Raw genomic sequence first — 18,747 nt, 5'->3', positions numbered from 1 at the left:
TAACGTTATTTTATCGCATTAGGGAGTCCGTTGAAGATCAACTATCAGGAATATAATTAGTTTATCTTAAACTTCCAATCGGGGGGATTTCAAATGAAAGCATGGACAATATCGGATGACAAGCTCGAGGTTAAGTTCAACCCAGATCGTCTTATACTAAGTGTGAAAGATAAACGGTCCAACAAGGTTTGGGAGCAGGTGCCTTTAGATAGCGGATTGACGGTGGAGAAGGTGTCTCAGGACGAGAATTTTCTGAGGTTAGATTTACAAGGCCCTTTCGCGATGACAGCAACCATTGAATTAACGGAACAATCGGAACTGCTTGTTACTCTCACAGCTGATCCCCGTTTTTCTTTTGAAAAGATTAGATTTCCTGCGTCTTTTCAGACCCCTGACAAAGAACATTACCTCCTACAGACGGACAGTCAGGGATTACTGCTCCCTGTGGACGATACCTTCTACCTTCTGGAGGAACAACCATTCTTCTACGGTGGTGGAGGTCCGGCTATGGCCTGGGTCGGGGTAACTGATTCCAGATTTGAAACAGGATATATGGCCATTTTTGAGACGCCGTTTGACGCTGCAATCTCACTGGAGCGGGAGCAAGGGTTAATTACGTTTTCACCAGTATGGCTTAGCTCGATGGGGGAATTTAGCTATGACCGTAAGGTTCGGTATATCTTCTTTGATCGAGGCGGATACATTGCTCAATGTAAACGATATAGAAAGTATATTTGGCCGAAAAATAAAGTTCTTACACTGAAAGAGAACGAGAAACGATTTCCTGCTATTGCGAAGATTCTTGGAGCCGCACACATCTATGTGTGGGACAAAGCACGTGAGGTGAGTTTTGCACAAGAGTTGAAGGATTCCGGAATTGATAAAGCACTAATTCTTTGGAATGCCAACCACTTACCTTATCCGGAAGAGGGTTACGACGATAGGCTCAAAGAACTGGGCTACGGAACGGGAGGTTATGAACTCTTTTCAGATATACACCCGGATTCCCATCCTGGTTACGCAAATAGCGATAAGATTCCTCTAAAAAGAAATCTATACCCTGGCCTGTTCGAAAAGGTCACCGCTCGGACCAAGGAGGGTGGCAAGTACTCCAATCAATTTGGAACTTATGTTTGCCCTGGGGCTATTCAAGCAGAGATGGTCAAACGTGTAGATAAAGAAGTTAGCCAATATCCTCATGAAACCTATTTTGTGGATGTTTATCAAGCCAATGGTCTCTATGAATGCTACCACCCGGAGCATCGGCTGACCCGGGAGCAATATGCGGAAGCCATTCTTAGTAACTATGAGCTTTTGGAGGACAAATATAACACTTTTATAGGAGCTGAATTTGGAGCGGATTTTGCTGGATCACATGGTGTGTATGCCCATGGAATGATGACTCTTCAGCGGACTTGGTATGGTTCCAACATTATTAACAAAGGTACGATCTATTATTACGGGGACTGGAAGGACAACGCGAGACCTTCAATCATGCTTGGTACGCGAACCGCAACCGATACCTACCTAAAGTATTCAATTAATGAATATACACGGGTTCCTTTATACGAATTGGTTTATCATGATGCCATCGTGACATCATGGCGTTGGGAGGATGGCAACCATCATAACCCGGATATCTGGTGGAAAAAGGATCTGTTCAATATCCTTTACGGAACGGCTCCGCTGTGGTCCATCGATCAGGAGCGGTGGGCTAGCTTTAAGGTAACCTTTCAAGAAAGTTACAATAAAATCTGCCCTTGGCTACAGCAAATCTGTTATGACGAGCTGGTATCTCATAGATTCATCAGTGCGGATCATACCATACAAGAAACCCAGTTCTCATCTGGAAAACGTGCCGTGGTCAACTTCGGAGAAACGTCATATATTTACGAAGGAGAGGTCATCGAGCCACATGGGTTTATAACCTTCCATCCCCCTCTATACAATTTGGAATAGGAGAGGTTTTAGGTGAAATTAGAAGAATACGCATGGAATAAACATGAGCAAAAAATAAGAGCGGAACAAACAGAATTTAAACATAGTGGCCCTAAAATAAAAATCATAGATAACACCGATTTAAGGAATAAAATCGAAGAGACCCTTGAAAACATGCCTCAGAAGTTACTTGCTCAATGGGCTTTAAAAGTATCTATTTCATACTTAGATTATCTTGATGACCATTTAAAAGGTGACGCACGTATAAATTTGGGATTAGAGACTTTACAAATACGAATAGACGGAAGTATTAGAGCCTTCGATTTACGAAAAGTTGGATTTATTGTAAATGAATTGGCTAAAGAGTCTAAATCTGAAGTTAGTAAATATTCTGCACGTTCATTTGCCCAAGCAATTGCAACAGGACATATGAGAGGCCATGCAATGGTTAGCAGTGACTACGCAATTAAGGTAACAAATCTTCTAACACATAACTCCTTAGATGCCTCAACAAAGGAAAGGGAAAGACAATTAAAGATAATAGGTGGATTGTTAAAATCGCCATCTTAATAACCAACAATTAGAAACAACGACACTATGTTTACTTAAAAAGAGGAAGTCTGCGAATGTGCCGGCTTTCTCTTTTATTATTTAACAAATAGGTCCCATTTGAAATTAATTTATTTGGTATCAACATCATACCAAACCGTCTTTTAATCCTTGTTTTCGAATCTCCCCCGGTGTAACACCGGTATGCTTCTTAAAGGTTTTAATGAAGTAGCTAACGTTCTCAAACCCCGTTTTATAGGCAATATCCAGTACGGACTGATCCGTGTACAATAGGTAATTAATTGCTATCCGAATCCGGTGCCGGTTCAGATAGCTCACCGGGGTCTCCCCTGTATAGCGCTTGAAAAACTTGTAAAAGCGTTCGACACCGAGGCCTGATTCAGCCGCAATCTCCTCAATATAAATCCGCTTGGTGTAATGAGTTTCCATGTATTGAATCGATTTCTGGAGCCTTTCTATATCTAGATGATTTTGATCCATCGCAGCAGCAGGAGGTGTTGTCAGAAATACCTGATTGGAGATAATTTCCGATAGGATTGTATACAAACCGGCCTTAATGCGAAGCTCATATCCCATTGTTTTTACTTGGTAAGCTTGAATGATCATCCGGACATTCTCGACCACACTTAGTTGCCAGCCCGGCTCATTTTGAATAAGTGCTGGAAGCTTGTACAGCCCGCTAAGAAAGGGTTCCACATATTTGGTCTGACAAACGTCTTTACGGCTGCTGCTAAGCAGATCCATGCTGAAGATAATTCCGTAGAGACGGCAGTTTGTATCGTTTATGCAGTAGCTGCTATGAATCTCATTCGGATTAATCATGATGACGTCTCCTGCTTGAACCAACATGGGCTTGGCGTCAATCTCCATCACCATGCTTCCTTCTATTATATAGCTTAATTCAAATTCCTTATGCCAATGTAAGTATACAACCCTATCAGAATTTTTGATTTGTGTGGAGTCGGTGTAAGCAATCCTCAAAGGAAAGTCGGAGACGCCTAGCTGCTTTTCGAAGATTAAGCCTCTGTCTTTGATCATTGTAACAACATCCTTTTACCAGAATAGTGTTATAAATATATAGAATAATGGGAGAAAATCATGAAATCCTAATGTTATAATTATATTATAACTCATCTTGTATCACTAATTTATCTTATGAGAGGTGCTGATTGAAATATTGGACTCCCTATCAACCGTAAAGAAACCCTTGCAGACAAAATATTATAGTTTATATATTGCCGATCCCATGGAGGAAGAGAACCGTTTCATTAATGCTGAAAGGGAGGATACGGAGCTTCCCACGTTCCAGAATGCGAAGGATGTTCTTCCCCACCCCTTCTGGAGTGGTCATGAGGAAACTATCAATTGCTATTGGAAAGCCTGGGAAATAGCTTTTGGTAATCTCCGCAAGCCAGCTCCGGATAGTGGTTTTGTTTCCAACTTCATTGACACAGCATTTAATAATTGTCTCTTCATGTGGGATTCCAGCTTTATTCTTCTATTCGCCCGTTATGGATCGAGAGCGTTTCAATTTCAACGGACCTTGGACAACTTTTATGCCAAACAGCATAAGGACGGATTTATCTGCAGAGAAATTGATGAGAGCAGCGGCACAGACCGTTTTCACCGCCACGACCCCTCGAGCACGGGCCCGAACATACTTCCCTTGGCGGAATGGGAGTATTATCAAAACTTCGGAGATAAAGATCGATTGACTCAGGTTTTCCCTGTGTTGGTTTCCTACCATCGTTGGCTGCGCCAGTACCGGACTTGGCCGGATGGAACCTATTGGTCAACCGGGTGGGGCTGCGGAATGGACAATCAGCCAAGGCTAAAGGAGAATTACCACGAAAGTTGGTCCCATGGGCATATGACGTGGTTGGATACATGTCTTCAACAAATTCTGAGCGCTAAGCTGCTCCTCAAGATGGGACGGGAAATCGACCGGGTGAGTGAGCTTCGTGACTTCGAAGATGAAGTGAAAGCGTTGTCCAATCATGTGAATCAAAAGATGTGGGATGATGAGAGTGCGTTCTATTATGATCTATGGAGCGACGGTCAGCTAAACTATGTCAAGTCCATTGGAGCCTATTGGTCATTGCTTGCGGATGTCATTTTAGAGCACAATAAGGAACGCTTCATTGCCCATCTCATGAATGAGAAGGAATTCAACCGTCCCCACCCGATTCCAACCCTCTCGGCTGACCATCCACGCTACAGTGAGGAAGGCGAATATTGGCGCGGTGGAGTTTGGGCGCCAACTAATTATATGGTCTTGAAGGGACTTCAAACGTCGGGTTACAATAATTTGACTCATGAACTCTCCACTCGACATCTGGAAAATGTAGTCCGGGTTTTTAGTGAAACAGGAACCCTCTGGGAGAACTATTCGCCTGAATTTGCTTCCCGTGGGAACCATTCAAAGGGCGATTTTGTAGGATGGACAGGACTTTCACCTATTGCAATGCTTTTTGAATTCGTCTTCGGCTTGAAGCCCGATGTGCCGAATTCTAAACTGATATGGGATATCAGACTTCTGGAGGAGCACGGTATCACCAGTTATCCATACGGAAGAGAGGGAGTTATAGATCTGCGGTGCGATGAAAGAGACACTCCCGAACAGGCACCGGTCATCACGGCTTCTTCAACGGTATCTGTCACTCTAGTTGTCAGATGGGAGAATGGACAGGAGACAATAATTTCGGTACCACCAAGGAATTTAAGGGATACAACAGACCTGTGACTACGGGTAGAGTGGATATGGGTGCTTACAAATACCATTAAAGGCTAAGTAGCCAACGCGCGCTGATTCTAACCAGCACGCGTTATTTTTTTATTCAATAAACCCTTAACCTAGCGTTTTTAGTAGGATGTAAAAAGAAAACGGGGGATTTTAACATTACATAAATTATACATCTTGATACCATCCTGTTGTTAGTTAATATGCACATCGAGGGTGACCGACTTGTAAACGCTTTTGCATGAAGATTAGATGGCTTTACCCGATCTATAGCTGAGAGGAGTCCTTCCGGTATAATCTTTAAATTTCTTGCAGAAGTAAGAGACATTGGTCAGGCCTACATGTTGACAGATTTGGTGAATGGGTAAAGTGCTGTTCTTAAGCAGCCAGCACGCCTGACGCATACGCCGAGCAATTAAATATTGTGTAATTGTTGTTCCTGTCGAGTTCTGGAACAGATGGGAGATGTAATGTTGCGACAGATGTAATTCTTTACTCAGCAGCTCCAATTGAAATTCCACCGTATAATTTTCCTCAATCCACGTCATGATTCTTTCAATATAGGTCTGATGGGTGGAAGAGCCTTGATTCATATTCTGCATTTGTTCAGGCCACACCGTCTTAACGTATTGAAGAAAAGAAATGATAAGGAGAGAGAATTCTTCATCTTTCTCATTGGGAGAGCAGTTGTTCAGGATGTGATTATAATGCCGATAAAGGGACTCAATTGGATTTCCTATAGGTAATTCAGTAATTATTTGTGTAACTAATTTGGTCTTCCAGATTTGTTGGAAGAATGTCTTCAGAGCATGAAACGGCTGCAAATAGGTTTCTACTTCTGAAGGCTCAAAGGATAAAATAGATCGAATATAAACGGCAGAATGTTCTAAAAATACTTTGGTGCCGTGGAGTTGAAAGGGTTGGAAATAGACCAGCGTTCGGGGGCCTATTTCAACTATTTTCTGATCAATGATAGCATGTCCGTTTCCTTCATGAACATAAAGAAACTCCATACCCTCATGGCTGTGAAATATATTCCAGTTATTCTTAGTCGTCGTTATTTGATAGGCAAAGTCAAAAGATGTTTTTAGCCCGTTGTAATTATAGCCCATCTTCAGATGTGATTTCATATTGCAAAAGCCTCCCTAAGATGACATCCTAACGTTATTTTAACGCAAAACGAAGTAAGTAGAAAGCTATAATTCAAGTATATACTTAGGGTATCTTATACCCTTACTGGAGGTAACTTTATTATGAAGGAAATACGAAATGAAGGTATTCAAAACATCAGTAAATATGGACAACGACCTGAGTTAACAAAGGAATTCTGCGAGGAAGCTATTGCTTATATTTTGAAAAAAGTAGATCAGAATTTAGAGACATTCACTTACAAATACCCTGCTCCAGCCAGTATAAACAACGTGTATCCAGCCATTGACAACATAGAATGGACATCCTCTTTCTGGACAGGTATGCTATGGCTCGCCTATGAAGTGACCGGAGATATGAAATATCGCAAGGTTGCAGAAATTCAATTGGAGAGTTACAAAGAGCGGGTTGAAGAGCGGATAGCAACAGGAACTCATGACCTAGGGTTTCTCTATACGCTCTCCAGTGTTGCAGCCTATAAGCTGACTAACAGTGAAGTTGCGAAGGAGATCGGTATCAAAGCGGCGGATCTGCTGATGGAGAGGTATTTCGAGAAGGCAGGAATTATCCAGGCTTGGGGTGGCGAAGATGATCCAGTTAACGGTGGACGTATGATTATTGACTGCTGCATGAATCTACCCCTGCTCTACTGGGCCACTGAAGTAACTGGCGATAAGAAATATTACGAAGCAGCCTTTAGTCATGTGAAGATGGCTGAGAAGTATATTATCAGAGAAGATGCCTCCAGCTATCACACCTTCTTCATGGATATTTATACAGGTCAGCCTAAATACGGTGAAACCGTACAAGGCTTCTCAGATCAGTCTTGCTGGGCAAGGGGTCAAGCGTGGGGTATTTACGGTTTTCCGCTAAGCTATAATTATACCGGAGATTCCGGTCTGATTGATCTTGCGAAGAAAGTCGCCAACTATTATATTAATCGTTTGCCGGATGATTCTATCGCCTATTGGGATCTGATCTTTACTTCAGGGCCCGAAGAGCGTGACAGTTCTTCCGCAGCTATTGCAGCCTGTGGATTATTAGAGTTATCCAAAAGTCTTCCCCTTACAGATAAGGACAAACAGATATATGAAAATGTTAGTATGCAAATTATAAAATCACTTGCAGATCAATACACGAGTAAAAACGTCCCGGAATCTAACGGTGTATTGCTCCATGCCGTTTACGCCAAACCTCATAACAGTGGCATCGATGAATGTAATATTTGGGGTGATTACTATTACTTTGAGGCATTAGTTCGGTTGATTAAAGATTGGAAATTATTCTGGTAATTGCAAATGAACAGGGGGGATATTTTATGACAAACAATAACGTGCCTATAGCTTCCAACCCTTTACTGAATAAAAATGACTTGGGCCTAGCTGTAAAACAGTTGTGTGATCCTTTGAAGCCTTATTATAGTGCTCAAGGTGCATTGCTGGATATTGGCAATACCGCCTCTAGAACGAGCCAAAAAACCGCTAAGTTCGAAGGCTTTGCGAGACCTTTATGGGGATTAGCTCCTTTGTTAGCCGGAGGAGGAACGTGGGATTACTGGGAGAACTATATCAAGGGAATCCGTAGCGGCACTGATCCGATGAACGAAGAGTACTGGGAAAATATTGGAGACTGTGACCAAAAGATGGTAGAGCTTGCATCTATCGCATTGACCCTTATTCTGGCACCAGAGCAGTCATGGGGACAACTGAATGAACAAGAGAAAGCGAATCTTGCAAGCTGGATTGGACAAACCAATCAACGGATAACAGTGGATACCAACTGGAGGTTTTTCCGAGTTCTAGTTAATGTGGCCTTGTTAAAGGTAGGCTGCGAGTATGACAAGGAGATGATTGAGCAGGATTTAAACCGTTTGGATGAGTTTTATTTGTCAACCGGCTGGTACAAGGATGGGGATACGGAGCAAATGGACTATTACATCCCCTTTGCCTTTCACTTCTACAGCTTGATTTATGCACAAGTGATGGAGAATGAAGATCCTGAACGCAGCAGGGTATATAAGGAAAGAGCAGCCCTTTTTGCAAAGGACTTTATCTATTGGTTTGGCAAGCATGGGGCCGCTTTGGCTTTCGGTAGAAGCCTTACTTACCGATTTGCTCAGAGTTGTTTTTGGGGGGCACTGGCCTTCGCAGGGGTAGAGGCATTTCCTTGGGGTGTCATTAAAGGACTTCTCTTGAGAAATCTCCGGTGGTGGTTTGAACAGCCTATGTTCTCACCGGAAGGGATCCTTACCATTGGTTATTCTTATCCGAACTTAATGATGGCAGAAGGATATAATGCGCCAGGCTCACCGTATTGGGCTATGAAGTCATTTTTACCCTTAGCGCTTGCTGATGATCATCCTTTCTGGCTGGCAGAAGAACTGCCTTTACCTGAATTGGAAGCGAAATCCGTTCAAAAAGAAGCCCGGATGATTGTTTGCAGAGAAGCAGCAAATAACCATGTCGTTGCCTTTACCTCAGGGCAACATGCAGGTTTTGAACCCGCACATTGTGCGGAGAAATATGGGAAGTTTGCTTATTCCAATCTGCTTGGCTTCAGCGTATCCAAGGGGAGTTTTGGACTGGAGCAGGGCGCTTATGACAACAACCTGGCTTTGGCTGAGAAGGATAATTTATATCGGACAAGACGTAAGTGCGAGGAATTCAGGATTGAGGACAACTTGATCTACTCCCTATGGAGACCATGGAGAGATGTGGAGGTTCGTTCATGGATAGTCCCTGGCTTGCCGTGGCATATTCGTATTCACCGGATTCAGACGGAGAGGGAACTGGATATCGCAGAGGGTGGCTTTTCCATTCCTACAGAGCAGAATATGAAATCATTCAAAAATATGGACATTCATGCAAGTAAGGGGAGTATTGCTGCATTACTTACATGGGGGGGAACCGGCATTAAGTCCCTGTTGGGAGATTTAAAGGCTGAAATGCTCCATCCCGAGCCGAATGTTAACTTAATGCATCCTAAAACCATGATACCTACACTTAGAAAAGAACTGCAGATCGGAACCCATTGGATTGCGAGTGCTATTTTTGTCCAAGACGATATTGAGAATATCCGCGATAACTATGATAGAACACCTGTACTTCAAGTGAAAGATAATAGAATTATCGTTAAAGAGCAAGATAATATCCTCGTTGATTTAGAAATGATTTAAAAATAATTCAAATACTTTTTTATGGAGGTCAAGGCTTGTATCAGTTAGCAGAGCGAATCTCAGCGCCAGAGATAGGTTTGCCGGATGGAATGAGAATTCCATTTGGTTGGTCTGCGAGCCCCGTCGTCCCAGGTGAAGGGAAGATAACCGCGCTCCATTGGGATGAATCTATCGTTCTGGTTAAGGATCATGTTCGATTTCGAATTGCGGTGGCCGTTGATGTACGTGAGAACAAAATAGTAGAAGTATTTGCTCTGAAATCAGGGCGGGTGCTGGGAACCTTGGATATACGATTTGCCCATGTCTTTCAGATCTTTGAACTGCCTATGAGTTTAAACGATGCTATCACCGCGCTCAAGGAAGGCATCGGTCTACGTTTGCTTCAAGGTAATTCACCTCTATGGTTTTTTGTACAGGGTACAGACGGCAGTCTTGATGAGCCCACATTATTGCCTCATTTAATGGACGGTTCCGGCGGCTTAGCGGTAGATGCCTTCGGGGAACGGTTTAATACTCTTGCCAGCATCCAACAATTTGGATGGATGGAAGGGTGCGTGCTTGACGGATTGATGGATATGGGACAGATAGCCACCATTCATAAACATTTGGATCTCTATATTACGGCAAAAGGTGATCTTACCTACGAGGATCCGAAGAGCTATGTAGTAGATGGGCGATTCTATGGGATAGAATCAACGCTTCCGATAGCCATATTGGCTAAGCTTGAACCCTCTCATATCCTTGTGGAGCAAGCCGTTCAGTTCATGTTCGCCCATACTGACGAGATGGGAATTATTAAGGACGGCGATATGCTGTCTTCTGAAGGAAGTTATACCATAGCGTATCCACTTGCGGTTATTGCAAGTCAGCGGGGGGATCATCGCTTGGCTCAAATGGCCTATAAGCAGCTGCAGCTTCGAAGAGATTTGCTGTGGCATGAAGAAATCCTGTTTCTTAGAAGAATGGATGATGAATCACGCACCTTTGGGAATTGGGGCAGGGCTTACGGTTGGCATTTACTTGGGCTCATTCGTTCTCTGGAGGAATTCAAGCGGAACGGTCTGCTTAGTTATGAACAAGAGCTCATTATTGAGGAGGAATTTGCCCGAACGTTGCGCCGGGCATTCTCTTACCGCAACGAGCAGGGGTTATGGAATTGTTTTCTTGACGAACCTGAGACCGGGATCGATACCTCAGCCTCTGCAGCCATAGCGGCAGCTGCGGCGATTGCGATTCGTACCGGGCTTCCAGATTATACAGGGGGAGCTGATTTGGATCTGTCCGTAAAGTCGCTTCTACTTTATTTAACGCCAGATGGTCTGATGACCGGAACTGCTCAGAGCAACAAGAATGGGGAATCGCTGCAACGAAGCGGATATCGAGTCCTCTCACAGATGACCATGGGACTAATGGGTCAGCTACTCGCCACTACAAAGAATAGATAGAACCAGTCCTAGGAGTGATTATGGTGAAAACAACAACAATTATTCTTCGCTCTGCGTGGCAGGTGGTCAACATTGGGGATATAGCACATACCCCTGGTGTTTTAACCCTGCTTGAGCAATACATGCCTGAAGTGGAAGTTATCCTCTGGGCATCGGATGACTTTACAGATGAGGTTAAGGATATGCTGAACAACAGATTTCCCAAACTTCAGACGGTACAGGGACGTATTGGGCAAGAAGGAAAAGCAACCAATCTAGAACTACAAGCAGCATTGGACAAGAGCACATTCTTACTGCACGGCTCAGGCCCTTTACTGGTAGGTTGTGAGGATATTGCCGCCTATATGAAGCATACAGGAAAGTCCTTTGGAGTATTTGGGATTACCTATGGAGGGTATGGAGAGTCAGATTGGCCTGAAGTGAAGAAAGTGCTGAATCAAGCGAAATTTATATATTTCAGAGACTCAGTATCTCTTGAACTAGCTAAAAAAGATCATATTCATAGCCCGATTATGAGTTTTGGCCCTGATGCTGCCTTTGCCGTTGATCTGAGAGATGATGTGCGGGCGGAGAAATTCCTAGAAGAAAGTCATTTGGAAGTTGGGCAATTTGTATGCTGCATCTCAAGACTCAGATACACTCCCTTCTGGAAGATTAAGAACCAACCCTTTAATGAAGAACGACATTTAATTAATGAGAAGATGAAGGAGCATGATCATGCTCCCTTGAGACAAGCGATTATCGAAGTGGTAAGAAATACAAAATTAAAAGTACTTATTTGCCCTGAAGATTGCTCTCAGATGGAGATTACTAAGGAAATGCTGTATGATAAGCTCCCAGCTGATGTTTTGCCGAATGTGGTGTGGAGAGATCAATTTTGGTTAACAGATGAGGCATTAAGTGTATATGTTCGTTCAGCAGGACTCTTTGGAAGCGAAATGCATTCACCCATTATGTGTATAGGTAACGGAATTCCCGCAATCGTGTGCCGCTGGAAAGAGCAGAGCAGCAAGGGCTACATGTGGCAGGATATTGGCCTAGGGGAGTGGCTTTTTGATATGGATGTAGAGGAAGAGATATCAGGAATCGTTCCTGTGGTTCTAACCCTGGTAACAAATTTATCGGACGCTAAGAGCAAAGCATTGGCTGCTAAGGAGCGGGTACACAATCTTCACCAAGAAATGGTAGCGACCTTAGAGAGGGAACTGCAATAAGCAAAAAGTATAAAAACATAGTGTTATCATTCATTTTAATATAAACGGAAAGTAATATAATTACTCATAGAATCAATCAGCAGGAGGAACAATTCATGACTATTTATCAGTTTCCAAAAGGGTTTAAGTGGGGTACAGCAACTGCATCGTACCAAGTTGAAGGAGCATACAATCAGGATGGTAGAGGGATGTCCATCTGGGACAGCTTTTCCAAAACTCCTGGTAAAGTGTTGAACGGGGATAACGGAGATATCGCATGCGACAGCTATAATCGATATGAAGAAGATATAGCACTGATGAAAAAGCTGGGCATCACATCGTATCGTTTCTCAATCGCTTGGCCAAGGGTTTATCCTGAAGGAACGGGTTTGGAGAATAAAAAGGGACTTGATTACTACGAAAAGTTTGTAGACAAGCTGCTCGAAAATGGTATTGAGCCGATGTGTACCCTTTATCATTGGGATCTGCCTCAAGCCTTGCAGGATAATGGTGGCTGGACGAATAGAGAGACTATTGACGCGTATGTCCATTATACGGAGACGGTATTCAAGCGTCTAAGCGGTAAAGTTAAGAACTGGCTTACCTTTAATGAACCCTGGTGTGTCGCATTCTTATCTCATGAGCTAGGCCATCATGCACCGGGATGGACCGATTTGCAAGCTGCCCTGGATGTTGCCCATCACTTGCTTGTTGCCCATGGACGGACAGTGAAGCTGTTTAGAGAATTAGGTTGCGAGGGTCAGATTGGAATTGCACCTAATACGGAGTGGCAAATTCCCTACAGTAACAAAGAAGAAGATTTAGCAGCTACCCGCAGGAGACATATGTACTTAAATATGTGGTTCACAGATCCAGTGTTCAAAGGGGAGTATCCGCAAGAATTACTAAGCTACTATCGGGACAAGGGTTATAATGTTCCCGTTCAGCCTGGTGATATGGAGATCATCGCTCAACCTACAGACATCCTTGGTATAAATTATTATTCCAGTACCGTTATAAGATCCGCACCTGGCAACGGAGTACTGGAGTTGGACTATGTCGACGTGGAGATGGAGAAGACAGATTTTGGGTGGAATATATACCCTGAGGGATTTTTTAATGTGCTGACATGGGTTAAAGAAGAATATGGGGATATTCCAATAGTGATTACTGAGAATGGTGCCTGTTACGAAGCAGAGAAAAAGGATGGCCGAGTAGATGATCGTAAGCGGACCCTCTATCTCCGTAAGCATTTGATTCAACTTCATCGAGCCATTGAGTCTGGCGTTAATATTAAAGGGTATATGTGTTGGTCTATGATGGATAACTTCGAATGGGCCTTCGGTTATACTAAGCCTTTTGGATTGGTTCATATTGACTTCAAGACGTTGGAGCGTACGCCTAAGGATAGCTTTTATTGGTACCAAGGCTTGGTAAAGAAAGGCTGGTTTGAGAGCAAGGATGTTTTTTAAGTCAATATTGTAAACGAAAGAAACCTTACGCGATAAATCGCCTGTAAGGTTTCTTTTTTTATTAATTCATCCTGTTTCTGTAATAGCCGGGGGGACAGCCTACCCGTTTTTTAAAAATTCTTGAAAAGTAATAGATACTATTGAAGCCACATTCCAGACTAATTTTTTCGACACTATCATTGCTGTTGATTAAACGGACCTTGGCTTCTTCAAGTCTTTTTGAGATTAAATCCTCTTTAGGGCTAGTATGGAAAAAAGTCTGGTAGAGCACGGAGAAACGTTCTGCACTTAAACTGACCAGATTTGCCATATGTTGTACCGTCCAATCCTCCGCGAATTGTTCATGAATCTCCGCCCGTGCATCGATAAATTTTCCTTTGAAAGCCCTCTCCGAAGGAGTATACTTCTCCAACTCAATCATTAACCTTTGCTGTCTGCCGATCGCGCATATAACGTCCTGCACAATAATTCCGATTTTTTGTTCCCAGTAAGGCCTCTTCAAGGTGAGCTCTGCCTCAATAGCGCGAAAATAGGCTGAAAGAAAGTGTTTTTCCCCGGTACGATTAAGACTATTGAGTTTGACACCATATTGATTGGCAAGCTCCCTGATTTCATCACCTTCTATGTGTAGCCAGTCATTCCGAAAGCCTTCTTTCATTCCATACAGGGTGCCATGATATTGGGGGAAAAGAGGGTCATGCAGAAGACAGTCTCCAGGTTCCCCGATTTCAATACCATTAACGGTCCGTGTAAAGAACGGTGTGGAAAAACACATTAAGACAAAACAGTTATCTCCATGGGGTCGATCGATAGTGAAATCGATGGTATGCGGTGTATTAATACCCACTAATAAAGTGTTTAATGACGAGGACATTGGCCTTCGCTCCAACTTCATATTTTTAATATATATATAACTGAAAAGTTTAAAAGATAAAATGATTAGTCATTTAATATGAGCAATTATAACATTATAATTAGTATCAAGACAATCAATTAGTATAAATATATCAGACCGGGAGTGAATAACTACAATGGCAAATATATTTGAAAAAAGATTAAAAGGATTAACAAATGAGTATCAGGAGCTGAAAGAACGTCAAAATAAAATCAACGGTGTTGGGAATGGTATTGTTGATCGATATCTGAATCCTGTGATAACAGGTCAACATGTCCCTTTATCCTGGCGCTACGACTTCAATCGAGAAACCAATCCATTTCTTCAAGAAAGACTGGGTATTAATTGCGCACTGAATCCGGGGGCCATCGAATTCAATGGTAAAATTCATCTGGTTGTCCGATTAGAGGGAATTGACCGCAAATCATTTTTTGCCATTGCTGAAAGCGATAATGGGGTAGACAACTTTACTTTTTGGGATAAGCCACTAGTTATGCCTGAGACAGAAGATCCGGACACGAATGTATATGATATGAGGTTAGTTCAGCATGAGGATGGATGGATTTATGGTTTGTTTTGTACCGAGCGAAAAGACCCTAATGTCTCAGCAGGAGATACATCCAGTGCGATTGCCCAATGTGGCATAGCTAGAACACATGACCTTCTAAATTGGGAACGGTTGCCTGATTTGAAGACGTCTTCTGCCCAACAACGTAATGTTGTGCTGCACCCTGAATTTGTGGATGGAAAATATGCTTTATATACAAGACCCTCCGATGGATTTATGGATGTAGGCTTAGCAGGTGGGATAGGTTGGGGATTATGTGAGAGTATGATAAATGCGGTTCTGGAACAAGAAATCATAATCGAGCCGAAGCAATACCATACCATTAAGGAATCCAAGAATGGAATGGGTCCTGCACCCATTAAAACCGAAAAGGGCTGGTTGACGATCGCGCATGGCGTGAGAAATACGGCAGCCGGATTACGATATGTGCTCTACGCATTTCTGGCTGATCTCGATAAGCCATGGCTCATCACAAACCGTCCGGGTGGATATTTCATGGCACCTGAGGGAGAAGAACGAATTGGAGATGTATCCAATGTCTTATTCTGCAATGGTATTGTGGCTAAGGACAATGGCGATGTATTCATATATTACGCATCCTCAGATACACGATGTCATGTAGCTACAACAACAATTGAGCAACTATTAGATTACGTAATGAATACGCCTGAGGATGCTGCGCGATCATTTGCTTGTGTTCAGCAGCGAATTGCACTCATCGAGCAGAACAAACAGATAGAGGCTTAGTTGGCTACCCAAGAATAGGAGGGTTCCATTCGCGGTTAGAATTTTAAACTATATAAAATGAACTTTAAAATTAGAGAAAAGGGAACGGAGTGGCGAAGGGGGATTTTGGAACTGTAGGAGCGTTAGCGATCGCCTTTGTCTACGGATTTCTACCGCGAAGAGCGGTATGATTCAAAGAAATCTGTAGACAACAGCGGCCGGAAGTCCAAACATTCACCGCAGTGCGACTAATCCTTTATACTAAAAATCTTTAGTTCAATCTATATAATAAAGAAAAAAGGCCACCATTCAACTAATCGAATGGCGGCCTTTTCCTGTAAAAACAAAGCTCTATTGTTTATTTTCTCTGTATTGAGTCGGTGTAACCCCTTCAGACTTCTTAAATACTCGATTAAACCAGGAATGCTGATAACCGACCTTCTCTGCAATTTCGCTAATTTTCATATTCGTTTCCTCTAACAGTTTTTTTGAGGCTTCGATACGCACATTAGTTACATAATCAACATAATTAATTCCCTTAATTTGCTTGAACGTTTTGCTGAGGGAAGAGACATTTACTCCGAGCAAATCAGCACATTCCTCTAATGACAGGTCCGTCATGTATCTATCATCAACTAGGCGGACTACCTTCTCTACGACTTGTGTCATTTGCGAATTGTAAGTCTCATTCATTTCAGTTAAATAAGGAGTAATGATCATATTCTTGAACCATTTCAGCATTTCCTGTGTTTGTCTAAGCTGCTGAATCTCCCCATATATGTTCTGGCCTTTATAGATGCTGTAGACATTGAATCCTGCTTGAAGCAGGGCGTTGTTAATATTACCAACCAATTGCGCCATAGCTTGCTGAACGAAATGCTGTACACCTACATTTTTTTCTAATTCAGCTACGAAATCTTCAGCTCTGCTAAAAGCTTCTTCACGTTGTCCCAATCGGATAGCATAGATCAGTTCTTTCTCTATCTCAAAAGGATATACAAAAGTAAAATCGCCTGTAACTAATAGCGAATCCATATCAATGATCTGGTTATCTTCGATCAGCTTACGAAATTTAAGAGTGTGACGCGCTTCTTCAATCATTTTTGGGACTCGTCCAAGAATCGGGCTGAGAGGACCCATACACACCGTTACTTGAAGTTTAAGGATGTTGTCCAATATAGAAATGATCTCCTCAGAAAGTTGAGTTAATTCCTTCTTAATTGTAGAAACTGGTAAATCTAATGGCATTCCTATAATGATGCCTACGGTCGAGTCCTGAAAATTAATAACATAGGTCTGCTCTAAGCGTATGTCGGTAAGTTCATCTACAATATTAGCGGCCGCAAAGGTGACTAGTTGCTCATCCTCCTCAGTAAATTTCCCTCCTACATTCATCAATCCGTTTAACTGCAACAGAATGACTGTGAATTGTTGGTCAACCGTCTTCCAACCGTAATATGACAATCTGGATTTAAGTTCATTATCAGATAAATAATAGAGGCGACCCTGAACCAGCTGCAGCATGAACCCTTCTCGAAGGGTAGGAAGTTGTTCTTCGACCCGAGTCTGTAAGATTTGGCTCTCCCGTGATAAATTGTTCCATTCCTTCTCAATAAATCTTAGCTCATCACCATTCTCCATCCCGCGTTGCAGTTTACCATTTGATATAGCACCAATTAATCGGGCTATAGGTTGATATAACCTCTGAGAAGCGAGCCAAGATAGAATGATCGCAGTTAAGAGGCCGCTTACACTTATTATCATAATCACACGAGACATGACGATTACGGGTCGGAGTACATTTGAAACATCATAAGCAGTTGCGAAAATCCAGTTCGTATCTAGCCTGGAGAATGTGTAGTAAGAGATCGAATAATTTTTATTCTCCAATCTGGTCGGAAATGTTTCTTGTTTTTGATCCTTCCAGTGGGCAAATACCTTATTACGAACGGATTCCTCCAGAAAGGCTTTATGGGGTGACTTTTGGTCTCCTCTGCTTAATATATCTCCTTCATGATCGAGTAAAAGGGTTGCCTCGGAATCTTCGATCTCACTGAACAATAATTTCACTTTGGCTTCATCCAACCGAACCACAAGAACCCCATATTTATCTGATGAATCACTGGGCAGTTTGTGAATCAGATTGTACTTAAGTTCTGTATGAAGTAACGGATTATCGGATATTCCCGGTATAAATAGTGATTTAGTCCAGAAGAAATTCTGATTGGTTTCCATTAATTTTCGAAAACCAGAATATGAAGTATCTGAAGGCTCCTGGATTCTATTCACGCCGCGCGAGCTGCTTATTAGCGTTTTATTGTCATCTATATACAAATAGACTTCCGCAATGAGTGGGTTTGTTTCCTGCATAACTAATAATGTCTTAAGCAGATCTCTGGTGAAATCAACTTCCTGACTGAAATTAATATGTTTGAGCTTTGACCCAAACATAGGATTGAAAACCCAATTTGACATTCTTATTTCCATTTGGGACAACTGTTCATCCATTTGTCTAGACACTTGATTCAGTCTTGCCTGGTGTGTCTTGCTCACTTCAGATTCAATTTGGTTTACGCCAATAAAGTAAAGACTTAAGCCAATAAGAGCTGTGGGCAAACAGGTGATCAGCAAAACAATTACGAGACTTTTTCTAAAGAAAGACGAGTGAATTTTGGAACTACTAATGTGTTTGGTATATTTCCCAGTATTAAGTTTCAGCTTGTTCTCACCTTCCTAGGGGAATTCGAATTCAGATCGGCACTTTCAGGTATAAATATATACTCCATTAATTCTTGCTGCAATAGTTAATCAGTATGTAGAGGGTTTTCTGTACTTGAGAGTTTTTTGTAAAGGGTTACAAAAGCCTGAATCTACGG

13 protein-coding genes are annotated in these 18,747 nt (G+C 42.4%); 9 read left to right on the top strand and 4 right to left on the bottom strand.

Annotation, left to right across the window (positions count from 1 at the left end; all coding sequences use genetic code 11):
- The first annotated feature begins 93 nt into the window (after nt 1–93).
- Together PWYN_RS04735 and PWYN_RS04730 are read left to right on the top strand one after the other, a co-directional pair.
- Nucleotides 94–1,959 carry a glycoside hydrolase gene (locus tag PWYN_RS04735; protein ID WP_036649032.1) on the top strand — a complete coding sequence of 622 codons (1,866 nt, stop codon included), beginning with the start codon at nt 94–96 and terminating at the stop codon, nt 1,957–1,959.
- 12 nt (nt 1,960–1,971) lie between these two features.
- On the top strand, nt 1,972–2,508 hold the full coding sequence (locus tag PWYN_RS04730; RefSeq protein ID WP_036649030.1) for a putative immunity protein: 537 nt from the start codon (nt 1,972–1,974) through the stop codon (nt 2,506–2,508).
- A 126-nt stretch (nt 2,509–2,634) separates the two neighbouring features.
- Here the strand turns inward: PWYN_RS04730 and PWYN_RS27815 are convergent, their stop codons facing one another.
- Nucleotides 2,635–3,546: an AraC family transcriptional regulator gene (locus PWYN_RS27815; RefSeq protein ID WP_052087754.1), complete on the bottom strand. Its 912-nt coding sequence runs from the start codon at nt 3,544–3,546 to the stop codon at nt 2,635–2,637.
- Between the two features lie 139 nt (nt 3,547–3,685).
- Between PWYN_RS27815 and PWYN_RS04720 the strand changes: the two genes are divergently transcribed.
- On the top strand, nt 3,686–5,251 hold the full coding sequence (locus PWYN_RS04720) for an MGH1-like glycoside hydrolase domain-containing protein (RefSeq protein WP_157261085.1): 1,566 nt from the start codon (nt 3,686–3,688) through the stop codon (nt 5,249–5,251).
- 245 nt (nt 5,252–5,496) lie between these two features.
- On the opposite strand, the gene PWYN_RS04715 is transcribed toward PWYN_RS04720, so the two are convergent.
- Nucleotides 5,497–6,378 carry an AraC family transcriptional regulator gene (locus PWYN_RS04715; RefSeq protein ID WP_036649028.1) on the bottom strand — a complete coding sequence of 294 codons (882 nt, stop codon included), beginning with the start codon at nt 6,376–6,378 and terminating at the stop codon, nt 5,497–5,499.
- Between the two features lie 123 nt (nt 6,379–6,501).
- On the opposite strand from PWYN_RS04715, the gene PWYN_RS04710 reads away from it, so the two are divergent.
- The 5 genes from PWYN_RS04710 to PWYN_RS04690 all read left to right on the top strand — a co-directional run bounded on the left by PWYN_RS04710 (nt 6,502) and on the right by PWYN_RS04690 (nt 13,682).
- Entirely contained in the window at nt 6,502–7,689 is a 1,188-nt protein-coding gene (locus PWYN_RS04710) for a glycoside hydrolase family 88 protein (RefSeq protein ID WP_036649026.1), read from the top strand.
- Nucleotides 7,690–7,715: 26 nt separating this feature from the next.
- Complete coding sequence (locus PWYN_RS04705; RefSeq protein ID WP_036649025.1) at nt 7,716–9,572, top strand: DUF2264 domain-containing protein; 1,857 nt, start codon at nt 7,716–7,718, stop codon at nt 9,570–9,572.
- 35 nt (nt 9,573–9,607) lie between these two features.
- Nucleotides 9,608–11,017, top strand: coding sequence for a glycoside hydrolase family 88 protein (locus PWYN_RS04700; protein WP_036649023.1), 1,410 nt, complete (start codon nt 9,608–9,610; stop codon nt 11,015–11,017).
- Nucleotides 11,018–11,040: 23 nt separating this feature from the next.
- Nucleotides 11,041–12,231 (top strand): polysaccharide pyruvyl transferase family protein, encoded by a 1,191-nt coding sequence (locus PWYN_RS04695; protein WP_205622734.1) that lies wholly within the window; start codon nt 11,041–11,043, stop codon nt 12,229–12,231.
- Between the two features lie 95 nt (nt 12,232–12,326).
- The gene (locus tag PWYN_RS04690; protein WP_036649020.1) at nt 12,327–13,682 is read left to right on the top strand and encodes a GH1 family beta-glucosidase; all 1,356 of its coding nucleotides are present in this window, start codon (nt 12,327–12,329) and stop codon (nt 13,680–13,682) included.
- 61 nt (nt 13,683–13,743) lie between these two features.
- Here PWYN_RS04690 and PWYN_RS27810 read toward each other — a convergent pair whose 3' ends face one another.
- Nucleotides 13,744–14,556: an AraC family transcriptional regulator gene (locus PWYN_RS27810; protein ID WP_169744087.1), complete on the bottom strand. Its 813-nt coding sequence runs from the start codon at nt 14,554–14,556 to the stop codon at nt 13,744–13,746.
- A gap of 157 nt (nt 14,557–14,713) precedes the next feature.
- Between PWYN_RS27810 and PWYN_RS04680 the strand changes: the two genes are divergently transcribed.
- Nucleotides 14,714–15,892, top strand: coding sequence for a glycoside hydrolase family 130 protein (locus PWYN_RS04680; protein ID WP_036649018.1), 1,179 nt, complete (start codon nt 14,714–14,716; stop codon nt 15,890–15,892).
- 330 nt (nt 15,893–16,222) lie between these two features.
- Here PWYN_RS04680 and PWYN_RS04675 read toward each other — a convergent pair whose 3' ends face one another.
- Nucleotides 16,223–18,346, bottom strand: a complete 2,124-nt coding sequence (locus PWYN_RS04675) for a response regulator transcription factor (RefSeq protein WP_240479682.1) — start codon at nt 18,344–18,346, stop codon at nt 16,223–16,225.
- Nucleotides 18,347–18,747 lie beyond the last annotated feature (401 nt).

The sequence above is a fragment of the Paenibacillus wynnii genome (genome assembly GCF_000757885.1).
Lineage (GTDB): Bacteria > Bacillota > Bacilli > Paenibacillales > Paenibacillaceae > Paenibacillus_AQ > Paenibacillus_AQ wynnii.
This window is presented reverse-complemented; position numbering and strand designations above follow the sequence as displayed.

Excerpts from the sequence above, each read along its gene's own strand:
- PWYN_RS04735 (WP_036649032.1), top strand. The coding sequence starts at position 94 with ATGAAAGCATGGACAATATCGGATGACAAGCTCGAGGTTAAGTTCAAC.
- PWYN_RS27815 (WP_052087754.1), bottom strand. The coding sequence starts at position 3,546 with ATGATCAAAGACAGAGGCTTAATCTTCGAAAAGCAGCTAGGCGTCTCC.
- PWYN_RS04715 (WP_036649028.1), bottom strand. The coding sequence starts at position 6,378 with ATGAAATCACATCTGAAGATGGGCTATAATTACAACGGGCTAAAAACA.
- PWYN_RS04710 (WP_036649026.1), top strand. The coding sequence starts at position 6,502 with ATGAAGGAAATACGAAATGAAGGTATTCAAAACATCAGTAAATATGGA.
- PWYN_RS04705 (WP_036649025.1), top strand. The coding sequence starts at position 7,716 with ATGACAAACAATAACGTGCCTATAGCTTCCAACCCTTTACTGAATAAA.
- PWYN_RS04690 (WP_036649020.1), top strand. The coding sequence starts at position 12,327 with ATGACTATTTATCAGTTTCCAAAAGGGTTTAAGTGGGGTACAGCAACT.
- PWYN_RS27810 (WP_169744087.1), bottom strand. The coding sequence starts at position 14,556 with ATGTCCTCGTCATTAAACACTTTATTAGTGGGTATTAATACACCGCAT.
- PWYN_RS04680 (WP_036649018.1), top strand. The coding sequence starts at position 14,714 with ATGGCAAATATATTTGAAAAAAGATTAAAAGGATTAACAAATGAGTAT.
- PWYN_RS04675 (WP_240479682.1), bottom strand. The coding sequence starts at position 18,346 with ATGTCAAATTGGGTTTTCAATCCTATGTTTGGGTCAAAGCTCAAACAT.